Origin of the sequence: Paraburkholderia largidicola (assembly GCF_013426895.1) — a bacterium.
GTDB lineage: Bacteria > Pseudomonadota > Gammaproteobacteria > Burkholderiales > Burkholderiaceae > Paraburkholderia > Paraburkholderia largidicola.
Window position 1 is genome coordinate 1,635,512 of record NZ_AP023176.1, and the last position, 21,579, is coordinate 1,657,090.

The following is a 21,579-nucleotide window of genomic DNA, read 5'->3' on the forward strand; positions in this document are numbered from 1 at the left end:
CTCACTTGAAGTAAATGTTTAATTTTGAGGAGTCGCAGCAGGCAGTCGCGACAGCAGCACGGAGATAACCATGCAGGACGCAGCGATCAGGATCACGAAGCCACCCACCTTCAACATTGCGCGCGGCACTGTGGCAGGCGCGAGCGCGAGTCTCGTCGGGATTGGCCTCGCGCGCTTCGCGTACACGCCACTGCTGCCTGCCATCATCGACGCGCACTGGTTTGCAGCATCGACGGCCGCATATCTCGGCGCAGCGAACCTGGGCGGCTATCTGGCGGGCGCGCTGCTCGGCGGCTATCTCGCGAAGCGCGCCAATGCGACACACGTATTGCGAGTGATGATGCTGCTCGCGACGATTGCCTTCGTCGCGTGCGCGTTTCCGCTGTCGTTCTCGTGGTTCTTCGTATGGCGCTTCGCGTCGGGTCTTTCGGGCGGCGCACTGATGGTGCTGGCTGCGCCGACCGTGCTCGCGCATGTGCCGCCGTCGCGCCGCGGCCTGGTGAGCGGCGCGATCTTCGCGGGCATCGGCCTTGGCATCGCGGCATCCGGCACGATCGTGCCGCTGCTGCTTCGCGAAGGCGTCACGCAAACCTGGCTCGGCCTCGCAGCGATTGCACTGCTGCTGACCCTTGCCGCATGGAACGGCTGGCCGAAGCATGACACGCCGGCTCACGCAGCGCCCACGCATCATACGAAGCACCGGAAGCACAGCGGCTTCACCTTGCGCGCGCTGTACGCGGAGTACGCGCTCAACGCGATCGGCCTCGTTCCGCACATGTTGTTTCTCGTCGATTTCGTGTCGCGCGGTCTCGGCAAGGGGCTCGATACGGGCGCGCAATACTGGGTGTTGTTCGGCCTCGGCGCCATCGCCGGTCCGCTGTTGAGCGGACACCTCGCCGACCGCGCGGGCTTCGGCCCTGCGCTGCGTGTCGCGTTCGTGATCCAGATCGTCGCTGTCGCTTTGCCGCTGATCGGCACGAGCCCTCCTCTGCTGATCGTGTCCAGCGTGCTGATGGGCGCCTCGGTGCCGGGCATCGTGCCGCTCGCGCTCGGCCGCGTGAACGAACTGCTCGCACATCATCCTGCCGCGCAAAAAGGCGCATGGAGCACGGCCACCACCGGCTTCGCAGTGTTGCAGGCGGGCGCTGCCTACGGCATGTCATTCCTCTTCACGCAGAACGGCGGCAATTATCAGATGTTGTTCGCGATCGGCGCGGCGGCGCTCGCACTTGCGCTGTCCCTCGACCTGTTCGCCGCGCTGCGCGGCGACCCGAAGAACAGTTAAGGCTTTCCTGCAACACTTGATCGAAGGAATCTCAGCATGAACCAGCCCACGACCACCGTTGCGATGCGCACCGCGCCGGAAGTCGCCTCACCCGGCTACACGGAGCGCAATCAGCAGCACTGGATGCGCAACCTGTTTGTCTGCGTATTCGGCTCTTTCACGACGCTTGTCAGCCTCAGCATGCTGCTGCCGTTTCTGCCGCTCTATGTGAAGCAGCTCGGCGTCGAATCGCAGGCGGAAGTCATCCAGTGGTCCGGCGTCGCGTTCGGCGCAACGTTCCTCGGCACGGCCGTCACCGCGCCGCTGTGGGGACGTCTGGCCGACCGTTATGGCCGCAAGCCGATGCTGATTCGCGCCGCCGTCGGCATGGCCGTGGTGATGTCGCTGATCGGCATGGCGCACAACGTGTACGAACTCGTCGGCCTGCGTCTGATCGCGGGTCTGGTGGGCGGCTACGCGTCGGCATCGACCGTCATGGTCGGCACGCAGGCGCCGCGCGAGCGCGCCGGCTGGGCGCTCGGCCTGCTGTCGACGGGCGCGCTCGCAGGCGCGCTGGTCGGACCGCTGATCGGCGGTTTTCTGCCGGGCTGGCTCGGCATCCGCGGCACGTTTTTCGCGGGCGGCGCGGTGATCGCCGTGGCGGCGCTGCTGACGATCTTCGTCGTCAAGGAAGACTTCCGCCCCGCTACCGATTCGAAGCGCAAAGCCGCCAGCGGCGCGACGGCCGCGCACTCGACTCGCACTCACTATGCGGTAATCGGCGCATTGCTCGCGACGGCCATGATGGTGCTGCTCGCCAACATGTCGATCGAGCCGGTGATTACCGTGTACGTCGGCAGCCTCGGCGTCGGGCCGGATCAACTGGCGCGCATCGCGGGTGTCGTGATGGCGTGCTCCGCGTTCGGCAGCATGCTGACGGCAGCGCGGCTCGGCGCGCTCGCGGACCGGATCGGCGGGTGGAATGTGATCATTGGTTGCCTGATCGTTACGGGCCTCGTGATGCTGCCGCAAGCGTTCGTTCATCAATGGTGGCAGCTGGCGGCGCTGCGCGCGTTGATGGGCATGTCGCTCGCGGGCCTGTTGCCCGCCATCGCGAAGCTCGCGCGCCATGCCGTGGATGAAAGCAAGACGGGTCAGATGCTTGGCTATCTGCAATCCGCGCAGTTCAGCGGACAGGTGATCGGCCCGGTGATCGGTGGACAGATTGCCGTCCACTTCGGCATGCATTCCGTGTTCTTCGTCACCGGCTCGCTGCTGGTGGTGTGCGCGGGGTTCGCGCAATGGGCGCGCGGACGCTAACTGCGTTTGCTCCTGGATGCACGCGTTGGCGATCTTGTGCGTATACTTCGCGGGTAGACTTTCGAAGCATCCGCAACTTCGCGACATCGCAGTCATTCGGGAGCGACAGTCATGTTCATTGCAATGAACCGGTTCAAAGTGGCGTTGGGTTCGGAAAGCGCCTTCGAGGAAGTATGGACTACGCGGGACACGCATTTGAAGGACGTGCCCGGCTTCATCGAATTTCATCTGTTGAAGGGACCGCAACGCGACGACCACGTGCTGTATTCGAGTCACACCGTGTGGGCGAATCGCCCGGCGTTCGAGGCGTGGACGCAGTCGGACGCGTTTCGCGCCGCACACCGGAATGCGGGGACCGAGACGCGTGCGCTCTATCTCGGGCATCCGGAGTTCGAGGGATTCGAGGTGCTTCAGACCGTCAAGTGACGCGTGGCGGACATCGTGCACGCGGGCCCTCCCGTTTTTCAGACGCAAGACGATCGTTACGCGTTCGGCAATTCCGCGATTGCGCTGCACTGGACGATTGCCGACCGCTCTCTATGCGATGTTTCCCTGGTCGATCGCGCGCACGAACGCACGTCGGTTATCGATGCACCGTTCGTTCTCACCTTTGCCGATGGCCGCACGCTTGACGCAGCCAGTTTGCGACTCGTCGCGCCGCTGCGCGAAGAAGCACTGCCTGCGAATCCAGATGCGCTGAGGAAAGCCGAACGGGTTGCTGGAACACGCGTCATTGCCACGCTCGGTGATAACGAGCGTCGTTTGCGTGTCGAATGGAGTGTGGAGCAGCGCGAGGACTCGCGCTATCTTCGTCAGTGTCTGTCCATTACTGCGCTATCGCAGGACGAGCAGATCGCGTCTGTTTCGCTATTGCATGCGCAGACGTCCGATGCAAGAAAAGCCGGCGACCTCGCAGCCGTGCCGATTATCGACGGCAATCTCTACCTGGGCTTGGAGCTTCCGATGTCGGAAGCCGAGGTGCGTGACGGCGTTGCCCGCTTCACCGTAAGCCGCGCGCTGCCGCTCGAAAAAGGGAAAACGCTCGCTTATTCGACAGTCGCCGGTGTGTTTCGCGAAGGCCAGTTGCGCCGCGACTTCGCGGTCTATATCGAGCGCGAACGGGCGCGTCCCTACCGTCCGTTTCTGCACTACAACTCGTGGTACGACATCGGCTTTCTGACGACGTACACGCAGAATCAGGCCATCGAACGCATTCACGCCATCGGCCATGAACTGCACGAAAAGCGCGGCGTGCAACTCGATTCCTTCCTGTTCGACGATGGCTGGGACGACTACAGCGGCAACTGGTCATTCAGCCCTGCGTTTCCCGATGGTTTCCTGCCTTTGAAAGACGCCACCGCGCGATATGGCGCCGAGCCTGGCGTCTGGTTGTCGCCATGGGGCGGCTACGGGCCGCCGCGAACGGAACGCGTGACGCGTGGCCGTGCAGCCGGATACGAGACCATTGGCGACGGATTCCCGCTCTCGGGCCCGAAGTACTATCGCCGCTTCCATGAAGTTGCGATGGATCTGCTCACGCGGCACGGCGTCAATCACTTCAAGCTCGACGGCACGGGCAACGCGAACACGGTCGTGCCAGGCAGCCGCTTCAACAGCGATTGGGACGCGGCTGTCGAACTCATCGAAGCAATGCGCCGCGTCAAGCACGATGTGTTCGTCAATCTCTCGACAGGTACACTGGCGTCGCCGTTCTGGCTGCGCCATGTCGATTCGATCTGGCGCGACGGCGCGGATTATGGTTTTGCCGGCACAGGCAGTGATCGCGAGCGCTGGATCACGTATCGTGATGCGCAAACGTATCGGAATGTCGTGTGTCGAAGTTCGCTGTTCCCACTCAATTCGCTGATGCTTCACGGCATCATCTACGCACAGGAAAATACCCGTCTCAATAGCGATCCCACTCATGCATTTCCGCATGAAGTGCAATCGTATTTCGGCAGCGGCACGCAATTGCAGGAACTGTATGTCACGCCGTCCCTGCTCGATGAGCATGACTGGGACGTGCTCGCGCAGGCTGCCCGCTGGGCGCGCGCCAATGCTGACGTACTGAGCGATTGCCACTGGATCGGCGGCGCGCCGGACGAGCTTGAAATCTACGGATGGGCTGCGTGGACGCCATCTAAGGCGATCGTCACATTGCGCAATCCGGATGATCGCGCGAACGACTTTGTGCTCGATCTGAGGACGCATCTCGAACTGCCGGATGGTGTTCAAGGCCCGTTCTCCGCACGCTTTCCGTTTTTCGACCGTGAGGCGAACGTGCCGACGCTATGGAGCGCGGACCGCCCGCAAGCGATTCGCCTCGATCCATTTCAGGTTCTGACGATCGAATTGTCACCAATATCATCTGGCGGCCTATGAGAGAGTCGATGCCAGACTGACCGGCTTTGCTTCCAACTGATGCAGATCGAAGATCAACACCGTATTGTCGCCAGGCTTCAGCCACGGCGCCGGGCAATAGAGCCGCTTCTGCGGGCCAATATTCCAGTAGCGGCCGAGATTATGCCCGTTGACCCAGACCATGCCTTTGGTCCATTCGCTCACGTCGAAATAGACGTCACCGATCGTATCGATTGACAGTGTCGCAATGAAGAAGAGTCCCGCTTTATCGGGCTTTGAACACAGCGGGCGCAAGTTCTCGACAAACGTTCGATCCATCGGCAGGAGCACGACCTTCCACTCTGTCAGCACCTCGCGCGCACCCGTGGCACGATGCAGGACGACCGGTCCGGTAATGCCCTTCCGGTCGATCATCGAATGCCCGTAGTTCACCCGCCCCATGCCTTCGACAAGAATCTCCAGCATTGGGGATTCATCCGCCACTGATGAAGCACCAGGCAACGTAACCGGCTCGCGATACACCACCTTCAGCGGCAACGCGCGTTCTTCCGGCATACGCGTGCGCGACACGCCTCCTGCGTATCGATCGTCGATAAAAACGGTCGCGTAGTCGTGAACATCGCTGATGTCGAGAGAACCGCTTTCATTGAGCACAAGACTCTTTCGATACAGTACAAAACCAAACGCCTGACCATACATTTCAAATGACTGCGGATGCGTTGTTTGTGCGGAAGGGAGAGCAACGGGAAGATTGTCCCAGATGGATGCATAGCGTTGCGGCATCAACTGGCGAGTCCCGTTCGCGTCCGTCACAGCAATCGTTGCGATAGGCGAAGGCACTGGCGGCAAAGGCGTCGACAGATATCTGGCAATGATGCTGCGGTACTTCATATAGCGTTTTGTGGCCACACCTTGTTCGCTGACAGGCGCCGCATAATCGTAGCTGGTGATGTCGGGCTGATACTCGCCCGAGTCCGCATCCACGTTCGCGCCTGCATAAAAGCCAAAGCTCGTGCCGCCATGAATCACATAGAGATTGAACGACAGGTTCTTGCGCATCAATTCATCGAGCGTGGCGGAAAGATCGACGGAGGTGCCTTGAAATGCATGCTCGCCCCAGTGTGTGAGCCAACCCGGATACACCTCGCCGGCCATCGCCGGCACGGACGGAAACGCCTTGCGCGCGGCTTCGATCTGCGCCGCGTTGCCGTTGCTCAATGCAATCGCGCCACCGGCGACATTCGACCGGTTCTGCTGCAATTGAACGAGACCGTCTTCCGTAAAGAACGGTCCATGGATTCCGCCATGAATCCAGAATTGCCTTATTTCCTCCAGATACGCGGCATTACTGTCGAATGATCCGAACTCATTTTCGATCTGGATCATCAGAATCGGGCCACCATTTTCCGCCAGCAGGGGTTTGACGCGCGGCGAGAGTTCGTTGATATAGCGCTCGACAGCGTGCATGTAGCGCGGATCCGTAGCGCGGTCCGTGCGCAGCCGGATATTCGGATACTTCAACAACCAGGACGGAATGCCGCCAAGATCCCATTCCGCGCACACGTAAGGACCGGGTCTGAACAGCACCCACATGTTCTCCGCCTGGCAAAGGCGGATGAATGCCTCGATGTCGCGATTGTCCGTGTGAAAGTCGAACGTACCTTCGGTTGGCTCGTGATAATTCCACATCACATACAACGCAATGGTGTTCATCCCCATTGCCTTCGCCATCTGGATGCGATGCCGCCAGTATTCAACGGGAATGCGCGCAGGATGCAATTCACCACTTCGGATCTGAAATGGTGTGCCGTCGAGCAAGAAGCCATCGCCGTTCGCAGCAAAACTGAAGACGTGCGGTCCATTCGGCCCGACCGTGCTTGCCTCTTGCGTGGACGCTTGTTTTTTCATGTCACTCTGCTCCGCAGACGGAAGACTGACTTACGTTGCATTGGCAATCGGCTTGCAAAGCCGGCGATGCCAGAACGCATGTTCGAGCAGAGTATCAGGATAAACCCGTCGGCGGCGACGGCAACTACAGCACGCTTGGGCAAACGCTATTGAGGCGTCGGTGCGTCCTCACGGATCAATTGGCGGCGCTTCAGTTCGGCCCAGAATTCTGCTGGTATGTCGGCCCGGAAGGTTTGAAGGTTGTCTTCGAGCTGTGCAACCGTGCGCACACCAGGAATGTTGGTAGGAATCGCAGGATGGCCGAGGACGAATTGCAGTGCAGCGGCCTTGAGCGGGACCGAGTAATCCCGGCACACCTGCTCCATCTTGCGCACGCGTTCCAGAATGGGTTCCGGCGCTGGCGCGTAGTTGTATTTCGCGCCGGGCACCGCGCCCGTCGCGAGAATGCCGCTGTTGTAGCCGCCGCCGAGAATCACCGACACTTGCTTCTCTTCGCATAGCGGCAGAAAGCCGTCCAGCGCGTCCTGCTCGAGCAGCGTGTAGCGGCCGGCCAGCAGCAGGCAGTCGAAATCCTGGCGGCGAATGGCTTCGTGCGCGACCTGCCACTCGTTGACACCGAGCCCTACCGCCTTCACGACACCTTCATCACGGAGCTTCAGCAATGCTTTCGACGCGCCCGCCATCGCAGCCTCGAACATCTCGGGCTGGCGCGCTCCGTGGGTGAAGACATCGATGTCGTGGATCAACGCGATATCGATGTGCTCCAGCGCAAGACGCTGCAGACTGTCTTCGATAGAGCGCATCGTACCGTCGTAGCTGTAGTCGAAAACGAGTTCAAATGGCAGCCCATCGACCCACGGCGCGAAGTCGATTTCGGCGCGCTTGCGCGGCTTCAGAATTCGCCCTACCTTCGTGGACAGCACAAACTGGTCGCGTGGATACCAGCGCAGTCCCTGCCCGCATCGCGCCTCGCTCAACCCATGCCCATACATCGGGGCGGTGTCGAAGTAGCGTACGCCCGCATCCCACGCCGCCTTGATCAACGAGGCCGAATCCTCTTCGCTGATCGGCCTGAAGATATTGCCGATCGGCGCGGCGCCGAAGCCCATTACGGTTGTCTCAAGCCCTGAACGTGGCCATTTACGCTTCGCTACGGGATTCATCCTTGTCCTCTTTCATGGTTGAAGTTGCGCGTTGTGTGATGGTACAAACGCCCTTCACTTGACCTTTGCAGCGGCAGCCAGCTTGCGCACGCCCTCTTTGGGATCTTCGTTCGAGTTCATGAAATTCGTCACGACGTCGGTAATGGCACCCGCGGTAACCGGCGACTGGAGTTCACCGAAGGCCAACGACGGCAGGAACCCGCCAGATTGAATCGTCGCCTGCTCGTCTGCGCGTGATTTTTTTGCGCAGCTATCGAACTTGTCCATCGGCACATCCAGCCTCACAGGAATAGAACCCTTGTACAGACTGAACTGCTGCTGAAAATCGACGGACATGATCGTTTTGGCAAGCGCAAGCTGTCCCGGTGTCGCATCCTTTTTGCCGTTCTGCTGATAGAACACGAATGTGTCCGCCGTGTATGTGTAGGCATTCGACGTGCCGGGCGCCGCCGCGCAGATATAGTCGACATCCGCCTTCTTGTTCGCATTGGCGAACTCGCCCTTTGCCCAGTCGCCCATGAACTGCATGCCGCCCGAGCCGGAAATCACCATCGCCGTTGCGAGATTCCAGTCGCGGCCGTGATACCCCTTATCGAAGTATGTCCGGATCTTCTGGACAGTCTCGAACACCTGCACCATCTGCGGTGACGTCAGCGTCTTCTGATCGAGATCGACGAGTGCTTTGCGGTAGAAGTCCGCGCCCTGTGACAGCACGACCGTCTCCCAGATCGTCATATCCTGCCAGGGTTGACCGCCGTGCGCGACGGGCGTGATGCCCGCGGCGCGAAACTTGTCCGCGAGCGCGAAGAACTCCGGCCACGTCGTGGGCGGCTTACCGCCGACTTTGTCGAGGTCCGCCTTGTTGATCCACAGCCAGTTGATACGATGCACGGAGAAAGGCGCGGCCACATAGTGACCGCCCGCCTTCACGGAACTGTCTATACGCGCAGGCGTATGCGCTTTCCAATCGGTCGCGGACTGGTCGATTGTGACCAGCGAGCCCTGCTCCGCCCAGTCCTGAATCAGCGGCCCCTTGATCTGCGCGGCCGACGGCGCGTTGCCCGAGATAACCTGCGTCTTCAGTGCCGTCATGGCCGCCGCACCCGCGCCTCCCGCGATGGCGAAGTCTTTCCACTCGTAGCCCTGTTTGCTCATATCGTCCTTGAGCACCCGGATTGCTTTCGATTCGCCGCCCGAGGTCCACCAGTGCAATACCGAGATCTGTTCGGCGGCGAGTACACCATGCGTACCGGCGATAAGCAGCGCGGCAGCCGTCGCCACCGATGTCAGTGATCGTTTCATTGCAGTCTCCGAATTTTTCTTTATGGTTTGAGCGACGCATGCGCAATCAGAATGACCCCGCGTGCGTGCCCATTTCAATTACAGATCGAACCCGAGTTGGGCCTTGCCAAGCGGCGTCAGGTCGTCGGTTGCCGCGCGGCCGGTGAAATCGACTTCAAAATGGTCAGTCGGGAAATCAGGCGGGCTTTCGCCTTTCAGGAAGCTCGGCAACTGACGCTTCAGATACGCGTCGTTCTTGGCGCACGCCGGCACCGAGGCGATATACATCACATTGCTGTAACCCGCGCCCTTATGCTCGTCTTCGACTGCATGGATGACGTCGCTGTGCCAGAACACGGTGTCGCCCGCTTCCATTTTGGGAATCGACGACAGCGCCTCGAACAGGGGTGCATGAAATTCCGGCTTGATCGAGAGCGCCCGCCCCGGCATGGCCCCGCAAAGATCGTCCTCGGCGACATCGTCCTGAAGTGCTCGCAGCAGGATGTACACCATCGAATTCGCAATCGGCACGAGTTGCAGCGTGCCGTCGCCAGGGCCTTGCGGCGTCAAGGCCGTCCAGCCCTGGAAGGTGCGGAACATCGAGCAGACGGCGGGCGACGCGATCTCCTCTACATCGGTCCGGAAAGCGGCGTCGAACGCATCGTAATCGCGCCAGTTGCCCGAAAACACGTGGCGGTACACCTTGCGAAAATTGCTCTCGATCCAACGCTCGACCGACCCGCCGTCGCAGTGCGCCGACAAGCCGAGCGACGCCGAGCCAGGCGGCCGCCGACGCAGACGGTCGGCATACACGGGCACATGCTCCGGATTGAAATGAACACGTCCGTCGCTTTCGTTTCGCCAGAGTTTGTTGAGGAACACGCGTGCGGCCGTCAGCGATTCCGACTGACGCGCCAGCACTTGCGGCTTCGACCAGTACACGCCGTAGATCTGCGGCTTGCTCGATGCCAACTGGCCGAAATATTTGTCCTCGGCGCGGTTTTCGAGGCGCTTGTCGAGATGGTTTCGCTCGACGTAGTGGGCGATATCGTCGTCCCAGCTCTGCACCAGCGCGCGGGGAAAGACATTACGAATCACACACGCGCCGCGTGACTTGACGAGCGCGATCTGCTCCGCAGTCACACATTGCCCGGCGATGTCGGAGAACTGAATCTCGGGAATGACGTTTTCCCCACGATCGCGCTGCCCGGCAATCCGCTTCGCCTCTTCGCCGATCGCTTTCTCGACTTCGGCGAAGACCTCGCGGTAATTCGGCAATGCCGCGCGTAGCTCCTTTTTTGCCTGCCGGATTGCGCCCGGCAAGTCATCGATTTCCAGCGCCATGATCGTCTCCGTTTGCATTTCGTGTCCGGTAGCATAAGACGCGTACGCAAGCCGTAGTGATACTATTCAGGCAATTCATTTGCGTTTTCGGCCATAAAGCCGGCCTACGAGCATGTCGAGTCGGCGAGGACTGTTCGGTCCGGGTTTACCATCGGCGGCTTCCGCGTATTCCAGCCCGGGAGACTGAATTTTTAGCGTTTCGGGAAGTAAATCGACGAAAACTCTCTTCCGTCCATGAAAGCCACCTATGAACACGTCGACTTCGGCGCAAGTTGTTCAGTCAGGGTGTACAACCGCCGCCTGCCTCGAATTCCATTCGAGCGGCACCACCACCCTGAGTACGAGCTGACTCTGACGATGAACAGCCAGGGCAAGCGCTACATCGGAGACTCGGTCGCAGTCTATGGCGACGACGATCTGGTGCTTGTCCCGCCAGATTTGCCTCACACATGGTCGTCGAACCGCTCCATCGACCCTTTACAGCCGCAAGTAGCTATCGTCGTATGGTTTGATGGCGGGTGGGTGCAACGGCTTGCCGACCTGTGCCCGGAGTACGCCGACCTGCGCAACCTTCTCCGGCGCGCCGCTTGCGGACTGAGTTTCCAGCAAGGCGCCGGTACGCAGATGCGCGCGCAGCTCGACCGGTTGCTCTCGGCCAACGCGCGAGAACGGCTGACCGCTGTGCTCGATATTCTCATCCTGCTTTCGGACTTGCCAGGCGAAGCGCTAACGTCGCCAAGCGCCTTCGACGCGCGCGCAGGCACGACTTCGGCATACGGGCCGGACCGGCTCAACCGGGTGCTGTCGTTGATCGACACGCAATTCACGCATCCACTGAAGCTCGGGACACTCGCGAAGGCCGCCGGGATGTCTGAACGAACGTTGACGAGGCACTTTACTCAGCACCTCGGGGAAAGCGTAGGCGCATACATTGCTCGCGTGCGCATCGGTCACGCGTGTCGGATGTTGGCAGACACAGCGTTGCCAATATCGGTAGTCGCTAGTCGATCGGGGTTTCCAAATCTGGCAAACTTTAACCGCCAGTTCAAGATGACGAAACAGATGACTCCAATCGTATACAGGAAGCAATTTTCCGGAACGAAGAACGAAGCGTCACCGTCGCTCACAGAGCGATCACCTTCTCTTGATTCGAAGCAAAGAGTGTCGAAACGACGCAGCCGCGCTCCCACGTAACCGTACCTGAACCAGGGTGAGACAGTTGAGACGCGCTTGGCCGCCGTTCACGCTATCGTAGCCTCGAATGTCAGGTACCGAGTGAACGACTACGCGCGACCCGGAAGAGGCCATCGCAGAAAGCCAAAGCGGACACGCGCGCGTTCAACGGCTATGCATACTGCGGGAACAGGCGAATCGAATTGTCGTAGAAGATGCTCGTGCGAGTTGCGGCATCGAGTACATCTGTCCCGTCGATACGCGCCAGCAATGCCTCGCACACGGGCGCAGGCGTGAATGGATAGTCGCTGCCATAGTGCACGCGCGCCGGATCGGCGACTTGCAGCAGCGCCGATAACAACGTCGGAACTGGCGCGCCCGCGAGATCGAAGTGCAGCTTTCGCATCGCGTCGCGCATCGACGGCACTTCCTCATCGCCTTTCTGTAGCAGCGGACGGAACATTTCGACACGCTCGGCTAGCGCAGGCAGCGCAGCGCCCGCATGCGGCACGATGAATCGGATCTCGGGATAGCGAAGCGGCACACCTGAAAGCACCAGGTCCGTAATCGAACGCGTGGTTTCGAACATGAATTCGAGCATCGGACGCGGATAGCGTTCGTCGAGGCGCGCACAGCACTGGCATGACGCTGACGTCGGATGCACGAACACCACCGCGCGCCGGCTATTCAGCCCGGCATAAAACCGTTCGAGACGCGGATCGCCCAGATACATGCCGTGATGATTCGTTTCCACGACGATGCCATCGGCGTGCAGTACGTCGAGCGCGTAGAGCGCTTCCGTAACGGCGCTCCCGGTATCCGGCAACGGCACGGAGGCGAAGAAACCGAACCGCCCCGCGTGTGCCTGGGTAAGCCGCCTTCCCTCTTCGTTGATGCGTCTGCTGAGACGTCGCGCATCCTCGTCATTCCCGAAATGCACACCCGGCGACGATGCCGACAATATCGATGTCGACACGCCGAGCCTGTCCATCGTTTCCAGATGCTGTTCCGCGGTCCACTCGGGCAAATAGGGCATGCCATCCGGGTTCTGCTGCCCCGCGCGAATCAGCGCCTCGCGATAAAACGACGGAATGAAATGCGCGTGGACGTCGATCTTTTTCTGCGGCTTCGGTGATGCGTCGTGCGCGGACGCTGTGGGATGATTCATACGTTATCTCCGGGTTGAATGATCAGCGATGAGGCTTGAGTGGATCGCGCCTGGCGTCAGTAAGGCCGGTCCTGCAGCCGGATGTCGTCGCGAACCGCCTTTACGCCATCGACGCGACGTGCGCTTTCGACAGCAAGCGGAATCTGGCTGGCGTCGGGCACTGCACCCGTCAGGATCACATTGCCATTCACCGCCTTGACGAACAGCCCCGTCGAATCGAGGCCGCGTGTGCGAGCGAGCGCCTTGAGCACACGCTTCGCGAGAAGACGGTTCTCCGCACGGGCCGCCTTCCCGGACACCGCGCCGGATGCGGCGTTGCCCCCCGCTGATGCCGGTTGCGCCATCGCCAGCTGGCCGGCCGATGCGGCAATGAGGACGACAGTCATCGTCAGAAGTCTGATTGTTTTCATGTTGGTCCTGTGTGTCAGAAGCGGGTCGTCATGCCGATCGTCACGCCTGTGCTCGCCGTGCTCGACGGGCTGCGCGAGAACAGCGCGAGATTGAGCGGCTCCGTGCGGTAGGCGCCTGTGAACGTGTTGCGATCCACCTCCAGATAGACGTTGGTGCGTTTCGACAGAAAATAGTCGACGATGCCGTAGTACGTGTTCTTGTGCCCGCTCGCGCCGCGCACGTTACCGAGATTGCTTGCGATATCGTCGTAGTACGCAGCCGTCAGCACGAGCGCGGGCGTCACCTGCCACATGACCCCGCCCTGCGGCACGCTGTCCCGGCGTTGCGAACTGTTGGCGCCCTCGCCGCCGCTCACCATCAACTGGAAATACGACATGTAGAGACGCGCGGGGCCGATCTGCCAGTAGCCGCCGGCCTGCCAGGTTTGCGCGAACTGTGACGCATCGGCGCTATACGTTCTTTGATAGCTCGCGCCGCCATACAACGGTCCTGTCTGATAGGTGAGCGACACCGCGTAATTACTCCCCGCGCGCGTGTTGCCCGCGACGCCGCCGAACGAGTAACTCGCGCCGAGGCCTGCGCCGCCAATCCGCGTCTTGTACTTCACCATGTTGTTGAAACGCGTATCGCCGACGAAGAAGTTCGTCCCCGTCAAAGCGTCCGGCGTGATCGCAGCCGTCGATCCGATCACGCGGCTCGGGTCGAGATCGACAATCAGATCTTCTGCGACGTTCAGCTGCCGCCCCAAGGTCAGCTGCCCAAACTTGCCCGTTACACCGACATAAGCAGCGGCGTCGAACAGCGTGTCGGTCTTGCCGAGTGCGCCTGTGCCCGTCGAAAAGCTGTTCTCCAGCAGAAAGATCGCACTGATGCCGTCGCCGAGATCCTCGACGCCGCGAAGCCCGAAGCGGTTCTTGCTCTCGATGCTCGAAAACTGGACCGCGCTGCCGCCCTTCAGGTTGTTCACCCATCGGACGCCGCCGCCCGCCGCACCGTACAACGTGACGATCGACTGCGCGTGTCCGCTTCCTGCCACCATCACCAACGACAACACCAGCATCCGCTTATTCATATAGTCATCCTAACGAACGTGACGATACCTGCCCCACGTTTTAACGGGAGCGATCGGGCTCTATATTGCGTTTATGGCGCCGGTATTCGCGGTTGTGAATACCGGCCGTCGAAACAGGCTGCTACATCAGCGGGTTTCCTTGAGCCAACGCTCGTCGGCGAGGAGAAGCGGCTGAACCGTCTCGGGGCGATCTTCGCCGGGAAGATCGTCGCGTGGTGCGACGCCCGTTTGCTCCAGCAGATATGACAGAAAGCGATAACTGGAGCGATAGCGTGCAAGCCGCACCTCGTCGAGTGCGACGTGCTGCGACGGACTGACGGGTACCAGAAGATCGCGCAAATACACAATGCCCATCCGCGAAATACGCCACTCGCCGTCGCGCCTCTCCAGTCTTTCGTGCAGTCGCGAATGCGCCGTCAACTCGAGTTCGACGCCATCCAGTTGCGTACGCAGGCACACGGCGCAGCCCGTCATCGCCAGCGCACGCTTGCCGTTGAGCGACACCAGCGTCGGCCCCATCTGATGCGCCGAATGACGGCCCGCTTCGTATAAGCGCCGCGATGCCGCGACGAACTCCCCACCGCTGCCTTGGAACCAGGATAGATCGACCACTGCATCGTCGTGATACATCCTCTGCATGTCGTCCCAGCGCGACTGATCGCGATATGCGCGTTCGCGTTGCACGACCTCGGTGATCTCGGCCTTGTCGATGAGTTGTTGCAGTTTCGTCTCCATCACATTTCCTTTTTATAATCAGGTAGGGTTGTCTCGGTGCTGACTGGCATCATGCGTAACGCGCCGCTTCCCAGATACAGGCGCACACGCGGCAATCCGATCGCGAGACAGCCACTCACGATGACAGCCACGATCACGGGATACAACGGCGCGGATAATCCAAACTCGCGAACCAGCCACGACAGCACGACGGGACACAAGCCGGCAAACAGCGCAGCGCCGACGTTATAAGGCACGGCGTAGCCGCTTTGCCGGACACTCGTGGGAAACAGCGATGCCGTCAGCCCCGGAACCTGGGCGATGATCGAGGCCACCGCCGCGCCTTCCACGCAGAACAACGGAGCCAGCGCGTCGTGCGCCGCCACGACACCCGGCAGCATGTGAAAGAACCAGATGGCAGCCAGCAGGTTCAGCACAGCGCCGATTGCAAGCATCCGCGCCCATCCCAGACGATCGCTGACGCGCCCCCACAGCGGCATGCTGACTGCGAGCGCGAGCGTGCCCCAGATATTGGCATGCAATACATCCTGGCGTGGCACCTGCCAGGCCGTGACGATCATTGCAGGCACGAACTGGAAAAAGAGCGTCACCAGAACCGCCATCACGAACATCAGCGAAAGACCGAACAGGCACGCCCCTGCGTGGTCGGTCAGCACCGCCTTCAATGGCGTCGCTGCGGGTTTCCGCTCCACTTGACGCATCTGCGCATACAGAGGCGATTCTTCGAGATGCCTGCGCAGCCAGGCCGCCGCCAGCCCGAACACGCCACCCGCGAGAAACGGCAGACGCCACGCGAGCGACGGCATGTCCAGCTTTGCCGCGATGATCGCCGCCAGCGCCGCGGCGCCCGTGCCCAGTACAAGACCCAGATGCACGACGCCATGCAGCGTGCCGCTCGTCGCGCCAAGCCGCGTCGGCGATGCGTGCTCAGCGGCAAACACGGCTGCACCCGGCAGTTCACCGCCTACCGCGCAACCTTGCAAAGCGCGCAGCGTCAACAACATGATGGGCGCCAGCATGCCCGCCTGCTCATACGTCGGCAGCACGCCGATGAGGAAGGTCGGCACGGCCATCAGAATGATCAGGAAAATAAACATCTTCTTGCGCCCGACGGTGTCGCCGAAATGCGCCATGACGATACCTGCGACAGGACGCACCAGATAACCGATCGCAAAGATCGCGAACGTTTCGATCTGTCGGGTCCACGGCGAGACGTCGGGTGGAAAGAACGCGTCACCCAAGGCCGTGGCGACGAAGAGATACACCACGAAATCGTAAAACTCCAGCATCGCGCCGAGGGCTGCGAGGCCCACCATGCGTGCTTCCCGTCTGTTCAGCATTGTTGTCTCCTGCTCCTCATTGGCGATGGTCTGCATGCATGTAACGCCGCCTGCAGCGATTCGCGCGTCCTGTGCCGTTCTTACCCGCGATTTTCATCCGTGCCGGACCGGCATTCCGCACGGTTGATATTCTTGTCATTTTTGATGATTACATCAATAAAAAGCGTTTAGGTGTATTCCCGCAAGCGTCGGCAGTTCGCTCGGCGTGGGGACGACGAGAATTACGCCGATGGTAAGATCGACCTCGCAAGCCAGAAGGGCTTCGCCAGAACGCAAGCGGACTACCTGGAAACGTGAGAGAGATGCCGGAACAGAAGACGCAACGCAAAGCGGTCGCAGCTAAAACCGCCAGGCCAAGGAAATCGGGCTCCACGGTCGTGGAGCCGGCCGCGACGGATACACCCGCTCAGCCCACACGGCGGCCAAACGAAAAAGTGCGGGCGCGGATGCGCTCCCGGCTCATGACCGCCGCACGGGCCGTGATGTCCCGCAAGGGAATCGAAGGCACGGCGATCAACGACATCACCGACGAAGCGCAAGTCGCGTTCGGCTCGTTCTATAACTACTTTTCCAGCAAGGAAGAAGTCGCGCGCGCCATCTTCGTCGAAGACGTGACGGCTGTCGCCGACATGCTGGACCGGAATCGTCCAACCGAAGAAGACATCGTCCTGATCACGGGATTCAATATCCAGTGGACGCTCCGCCATGCGATCACCGACCCGATCTGGGGCTGGTTCCTGATTCACACCGCCTCGAGCGTGGGCGATCTGATGGAAGACATGCTGGAGCGGCTCGCACGCGATATCCGTACTGGCGTGAAGTCCGGCCAGTTCTGTTCCGCCGACGTCCCGACCAGCGCCGACAGCATCCTGGGCGGTGCATTACGCATCCTTCGGCAGGTACTGGAAGAGCGCCGCCCCGCTACGGCTATCGACCAGTTCGTTGCTTTCGCGCTGCGCGGCCTCGGCGTCAGCCAGGAAGAAGCGGCCCGCGTCGTGAAAGCGTCGCGCAAATTGAACGTAAAGTGACGGCGCACCCGGTTTAGCAACGCACCCTCCAGCAATTCTTCGCGGCTCACACGCCGCCATTACCGGATGACGCGGCAGACGCGTCTTCCCGTTTTCTTCAGCGCCCTGCCGCATCTTCGCTCTGCGCAGCACCCGCGCGCACTCGACACATCACTACCCACGCCGCACACGTACTCCTGCACGTGTGCCCCTTTGCGCGCCCACAGAACACGCTGTCGTTCGGGAAACCCCTGGGAACCGCTACATTGATGTTTACATCATATTTGATAACAATATCAAAAACACGAAGCCAACCCGGTCTTGTATTACGTCAGGAGACGACACCTTGAATGCAAATCCACAGTTCTTCGGTACCACCACGTCGGAAAGCGATCTGATCCGTTATGCAACCTCCCTTGTGCCTTCGCTCAAGAGCCGCACTGCGGAAGTCGACCAGCTGGGCCGACTACCGCAGGCGACCATCGACGAACTCTCGGACGGCGGCCTGTTCGCATTGACCACGCCGCGACGCTATGGCGGTCAGCAGACATCGGTGCGGACCTTTCTCGAAGTCGTTTCGGAACTGGGACGCGGCGATGCATCGACCGCCTGGGTTGCTGCGCTGCTGAACGTCACCACCTGGGCGGCCGCCGCGTTGTTCGACGAAAAGACAGCAGACGACGTTTTTGGCGGCGCCAAACCTGCCCGCGTGGCGGGCGTGCTGTCGCCGCGCAAGGCGATCGTCAAGAGGGTCGACGGCGGCTATCTGATCGAAGAAGGCATGTGGGGCTTCAATTCGGGCATTTACCACGCGAATTGGGACATGCTCGGCATTCCACTTGTCGACGCGAGCGGCAAAGTCGTCGATCAGGGTATCGCGCTCATTCCCGCATCCGATCTGCGCATCCTCAACGACTGGAACGTGATGGCATTGCGCGGCACGGGCAGCTCGAGCGTCGCCGTCAGCAACCTGTTCGTGCCGGACTCGCGCGTCGCCTCGATGAGCGCAGCGATAGAAGGCAAATACGGCGCCAGCCATCTCGCCGATGAGCCGCTCTATCGTGTCGCCTGCATGCCGATGCTCTCGATCATTCTGACGTTTCCGGCGCTCGGAATCGCCAGCGCCGCGCTCGACACCTTCCTGGAATTGCTGCCGCGCCGCGGCATCCAGTACACGTGGTACACGCGCCAGGCGGAAGCGGCTGTCACCCATCTGCAGGTCGGCGAAGCGTCGGCGAAACTCGACGCCGCGCGCGCGATCATCGAGCGGCACGCCGATGCGATGGATCGCTATGCCGCATCCGGCGAGTACATGCCCTATATGGAGCGCGCGAAAGTCCGGCGCGACGTCGGTCTCGCGGAAAAGCTCGTGTGGGAAGGCGTCGATTCGCTCGCGACGGCATCGGGCGGCTCGCTCGCGTCGCTCGGCAATCCGTTTGCGCGCGTGTGGCACGATGCGCGTGTCGCGTCCCTGCATGGCATCGTCGTGCCGGCCACCAACTTCGAGATGTACGGGCGGCTCGCGTGTGGCCAGCCCGCCGACACGCCGCTGATCTGAACGTCATGGACACGACCCTCCCTTACATCGACGAGCCTACCTCTGCGCTCGACGCCACGCAATTCAGGCGCGCGATGGGCAAGTTCGCGACGGGCGTGACCGTCGTCACCTTCGAGCATCAGGGCAAGCCTGCGGGGATGACAGCGAACGCCTTCATGTCGCTGTCCGTCGATCCACCCATGATCCTGGTCGCCGCGCGTTCGCAGTCGCGCTTTGCACAGTCGGTCGCCAGCGGCGATGCATTCGGCGTGAGCTTTCTCGACAAGGAGCAGGAAGCACTCAGCCGTCATTTCGGCGGACAGCCCAACGCGGCATTGCCCGACCCATTCGAGCGAATCGACGGTGCGCCGCTGCTTCGCGCGGCGCTGGTTCGCATCGTCGCGCGCGTTGCCGCCATTCATACGGGCGGCGATCACCAGATCTACACGGCGCACGTGCTGCACGTGCACGAGTCAGACGGGCCGCCATTGCTGTTCTATACGGGCAAATACAAGGCACTGTTCGCCCTCGATCCGACACATTGCTGGAACGACGCGAACGCCGACCACTGACTTTTGGCATTCGACAACATACAGGCGTTCACGCGCCGGGAGACAAAGCAGATGATCAAAGTACGCGACATCGCCTATGTGCGTTATCAGGTGCCCGATCTGAACGTGCAGGCAGCGTTTCTGGGCGACTTCGGCCTGACCACGCACCGCCACACCGACGACACGCTACAGATGGCGACGCATGGCGGCGGCTATCCCGCCTGGATCGGACAACGTGGCGACAACCGCGCGCTCGGCGTTGGTTTTATCGTCGATTCGCTTGATGACCTCGACGCGGCCGCCGCAAAGTTCGACCAGCCAGTGCGGCCGAATGACGAACTCGATGCTGGCTCGATCGTCACGATCTCAGACCCCGACGGCTTCAGAATCGATCTGCTGCATGGCGGCGACGTGATTGCGCCCCGTGCGGTGCGCGCGCCGCTCGCGCTCAATGCAACCGGGCAACGGACCCGTCGCGGCGTGACCAATCGCATCGCCGCTGGGCCCTCACATGTGATGCGCCTCGGACATGTCGTGCTCAAGACGCGCGATTTTCCCGCAATGATGCGCTTTTATCAGGACGTGCTCGGCTTCGCTGTGTCCGACAGCTATTACGCGCAAAAGCCCGATGCGACCGTTGCAGCGTTTTTGCACTGCGGCCTGGGTCGCACTTTCACCGATCACCACACGGTGGCACTGATCGGACTCGGCGCGCAAGACATCGATTTCGATCACTGCGCGTTCGAGGTCATCGATTGGGATGACCTCGCGAACGGCAATCGCTTTCTCGCTGAGAAAGGCCATCGACATTCGTGGGGCATCGGGCGTCATGTGCAGGGCAGTCAGGTATTCGACTACTGGCGCGACCCATTTGGCAACAAGATCGAACATTGGACCGACGGCGATCTCGTCAACGAAGAAACCCCTGTCGGACACGAGCCGCTCTCCCCCGACGCGCTCGCGCAATGGGCGCCGCCGCTGCCCGCCGACTTTCTTTGATTATTCTCTTCAACCTGATTTCAGGCACAACATGAAACTCGCACGATATACGTACAAGAGCAAGACCTCGATTGGCAAGATCGAAGGCGATCGCGTGATCGACCTTCACGTAACGGACGCATGGCTTCCCGACGATCTCACGACACTGCTTTCGTCGCCCGAAGCGTTGAGCCGCGCCAGGCAGCTCACGGTCGAACAGGCAGGCAGCGTCGCGCTGTCTGAAGTGCGCCTCGAAGCGCCCATCATTCATCCCGGCAAATTCCTCGCGCTGGGCATGAATTACAAGGATCATGAAGCGGAAGCGCGCCGCCACGGCGTACCCATTCCGCCTTCACAAGTGTGGTTCAACAAGCAGGTCTCGTGCATCAACGGACCTTTCGATGACGTACATCATCCCGACGTTTGCGAAAAGCTCGACTATGAAGCGGAACTGGGCGTCGTGATCGGCAAGGCGGGGCGCTACATTTCCGAAGAGGATGCGCTCGCGCACGTCGGGGGATATTTCGTCGCGAACGACGTGACAGCGCGCGACTGGCAGGCAAAAAGCCCGACGTGGACGCTGGGTAAATCGTTCGATACACACGGCCCCATCGGCCCGTGGGTCGTGACGGCAGACGAGATCGCCGATCCGCAGAACCTTGCCATCCGTCTGCTGGTGAACGGCGAAGTGCGCCAGCAATCGTCGACGAGCCTGATGACGTATCCCATCGCCCGACAGATCGCGTACCTGAGCCAGGTGATGACCCTCCAACCCGGTGACATCCTGATCACAGGTACGCCCGCAGGCGTGGGCCTCGCGATGAATCCGCCGCGTTTTCTCGGCGCAGGCGATGTGGTGCGCGTCGAAATCGACGGTATCGGGCACATCGAAAATCGCATCGTGCCGGAGCCGCGCCGCAAGGCCGCATGACCGCAGGCGTGCACTGCGCGCCTTCATCGCTGACA

At 61.1% G+C, this 21,579-nt stretch carries 19 protein-coding genes; 10 read left to right on the forward strand and 9 right to left on the reverse strand.

Annotated elements, in window-relative coordinates:
* Positions 1-70 precede the first annotated feature (70 nt).
* The 4 genes from PPGU16_RS36060 to PPGU16_RS36075 all read left to right on the forward strand — a co-directional run bounded on the left by PPGU16_RS36060 (position 71) and on the right by PPGU16_RS36075 (position 4,966).
* Positions 71-1,285 (forward strand): YbfB/YjiJ family MFS transporter, encoded by a 1,215-nt coding sequence (locus PPGU16_RS36060; RefSeq protein ID WP_180725614.1) that lies wholly within the window; start codon positions 71-73, stop codon positions 1,283-1,285.
* Between the two features lie 36 nt (positions 1,286-1,321).
* Positions 1,322-2,584: an MFS transporter gene (locus PPGU16_RS36065; RefSeq protein ID WP_180725615.1), complete on the forward strand. Its 1,263-nt coding sequence runs from the start codon at positions 1,322-1,324 to the stop codon at positions 2,582-2,584.
* Between the two features lie 111 nt (positions 2,585-2,695).
* Complete coding sequence (hmuQ, locus tag PPGU16_RS36070) at positions 2,696-3,010, forward strand: heme-degrading protein HmuQ (protein WP_180725616.1); 315 nt, start codon at positions 2,696-2,698, stop codon at positions 3,008-3,010.
* Between the two features lie 15 nt (positions 3,011-3,025).
* Complete coding sequence (locus tag PPGU16_RS36075) at positions 3,026-4,966, forward strand: alpha-galactosidase (RefSeq protein ID WP_180725617.1); 1,941 nt, start codon at positions 3,026-3,028, stop codon at positions 4,964-4,966.
* On the opposite strand, the gene PPGU16_RS36080 is transcribed toward PPGU16_RS36075, so the two are convergent.
* From PPGU16_RS36080 to PPGU16_RS36095, 4 genes are all read right to left on the reverse strand, one after another.
* Positions 4,961-6,853, reverse strand: coding sequence for a beta-galactosidase (locus PPGU16_RS36080; RefSeq protein WP_180725618.1), 1,893 nt, complete (start codon positions 6,851-6,853; stop codon positions 4,961-4,963). The two genes, PPGU16_RS36075 and PPGU16_RS36080, sit on opposite strands and share 6 nt — an antisense overlap.
* A 146-nt stretch (positions 6,854-6,999) precedes the next feature.
* Positions 7,000-8,016: an aldo/keto reductase gene (locus PPGU16_RS36085; RefSeq protein ID WP_180725619.1), complete on the reverse strand. Its 1,017-nt coding sequence runs from the start codon at positions 8,014-8,016 to the stop codon at positions 7,000-7,002.
* A gap of 54 nt (positions 8,017-8,070) precedes the next feature.
* Positions 8,071-9,318, reverse strand: a complete 1,248-nt coding sequence (locus PPGU16_RS36090; protein ID WP_180725620.1) for an ABC transporter substrate-binding protein — start codon at positions 9,316-9,318, stop codon at positions 8,071-8,073.
* A gap of 78 nt (positions 9,319-9,396) precedes the next feature.
* Positions 9,397-10,641: a DUF1479 domain-containing protein gene (locus PPGU16_RS36095; protein WP_180727190.1), complete on the reverse strand. Its 1,245-nt coding sequence runs from the start codon at positions 10,639-10,641 to the stop codon at positions 9,397-9,399.
* A gap of 234 nt (positions 10,642-10,875) precedes the next feature.
* Here PPGU16_RS36095 and PPGU16_RS36100 point away from each other — a divergent pair, with 234 nt between their 5' ends.
* On the forward strand, positions 10,876-11,835 hold the full coding sequence (locus PPGU16_RS36100) for a helix-turn-helix domain-containing protein (RefSeq protein ID WP_180725621.1): 960 nt from the start codon (positions 10,876-10,878) through the stop codon (positions 11,833-11,835).
* 151 nt (positions 11,836-11,986) lie between these two features.
* Here the strand turns inward: PPGU16_RS36100 and PPGU16_RS36105 are convergent, their stop codons facing one another.
* The 5 genes from PPGU16_RS36105 to PPGU16_RS36125 form a co-directional block, all read right to left on the reverse strand.
* Complete coding sequence (locus PPGU16_RS36105; RefSeq protein ID WP_180725622.1) at positions 11,987-12,982, reverse strand: amidohydrolase family protein; 996 nt, start codon at positions 12,980-12,982, stop codon at positions 11,987-11,989.
* Positions 12,983-13,038: 56 nt separating this feature from the next.
* Positions 13,039-13,392, reverse strand: a complete 354-nt coding sequence (locus PPGU16_RS36110; RefSeq protein ID WP_180725623.1) for a BON domain-containing protein — start codon at positions 13,390-13,392, stop codon at positions 13,039-13,041.
* A 14-nt stretch (positions 13,393-13,406) separates the two neighbouring features.
* Positions 13,407-14,465, reverse strand: a complete 1,059-nt coding sequence (locus tag PPGU16_RS36115) for a porin (protein WP_180725624.1) — start codon at positions 14,463-14,465, stop codon at positions 13,407-13,409.
* Positions 14,466-14,591: 126 nt separating this feature from the next.
* Positions 14,592-15,200 (reverse strand): nuclear transport factor 2 family protein, encoded by a 609-nt coding sequence (locus tag PPGU16_RS36120; protein WP_180725625.1) that lies wholly within the window; start codon positions 15,198-15,200, stop codon positions 14,592-14,594.
* The gene (locus PPGU16_RS36125) at positions 15,200-16,540 is read right to left on the reverse strand and encodes an MFS transporter (RefSeq protein WP_180725626.1); all 1,341 of its coding nucleotides are present in this window, start codon (positions 16,538-16,540) and stop codon (positions 15,200-15,202) included. Before PPGU16_RS36125 ends, PPGU16_RS36120 begins: the two co-directional genes overlap by 1 nt.
* 482 nt (positions 16,541-17,022) lie before the next feature.
* On the opposite strand from PPGU16_RS36125, the gene PPGU16_RS36130 reads away from it, so the two are divergent.
* The 5 genes from PPGU16_RS36130 (at position 17,023) to PPGU16_RS36150 (ending at position 21,544) form a co-directional block, all read left to right on the forward strand.
* On the forward strand, positions 17,023-17,568 hold the full coding sequence (locus tag PPGU16_RS36130; protein WP_207795232.1) for a TetR/AcrR family transcriptional regulator: 546 nt from the start codon (positions 17,023-17,025) through the stop codon (positions 17,566-17,568).
* A 325-nt stretch (positions 17,569-17,893) separates the two neighbouring features.
* Positions 17,894-19,105: an acyl-CoA dehydrogenase family protein gene (locus PPGU16_RS36135; protein ID WP_180725628.1), complete on the forward strand. Its 1,212-nt coding sequence runs from the start codon at positions 17,894-17,896 to the stop codon at positions 19,103-19,105.
* A 5-nt stretch (positions 19,106-19,110) separates the two neighbouring features.
* Complete coding sequence (locus tag PPGU16_RS36140; RefSeq protein ID WP_180725629.1) at positions 19,111-19,656, forward strand: flavin reductase family protein; 546 nt, start codon at positions 19,111-19,113, stop codon at positions 19,654-19,656.
* 51 nt (positions 19,657-19,707) lie between these two features.
* A complete protein-coding gene (locus tag PPGU16_RS36145; protein WP_180725630.1) occupies positions 19,708-20,634 on the forward strand; it encodes a VOC family protein in 927 nt (308 codons plus the stop codon).
* A gap of 31 nt (positions 20,635-20,665) precedes the next feature.
* Positions 20,666-21,544, forward strand: coding sequence for a fumarylacetoacetate hydrolase family protein (locus PPGU16_RS36150; protein ID WP_180725631.1), 879 nt, complete (start codon positions 20,666-20,668; stop codon positions 21,542-21,544).
* Positions 21,545-21,579: the final 35 nt, after the last annotated feature.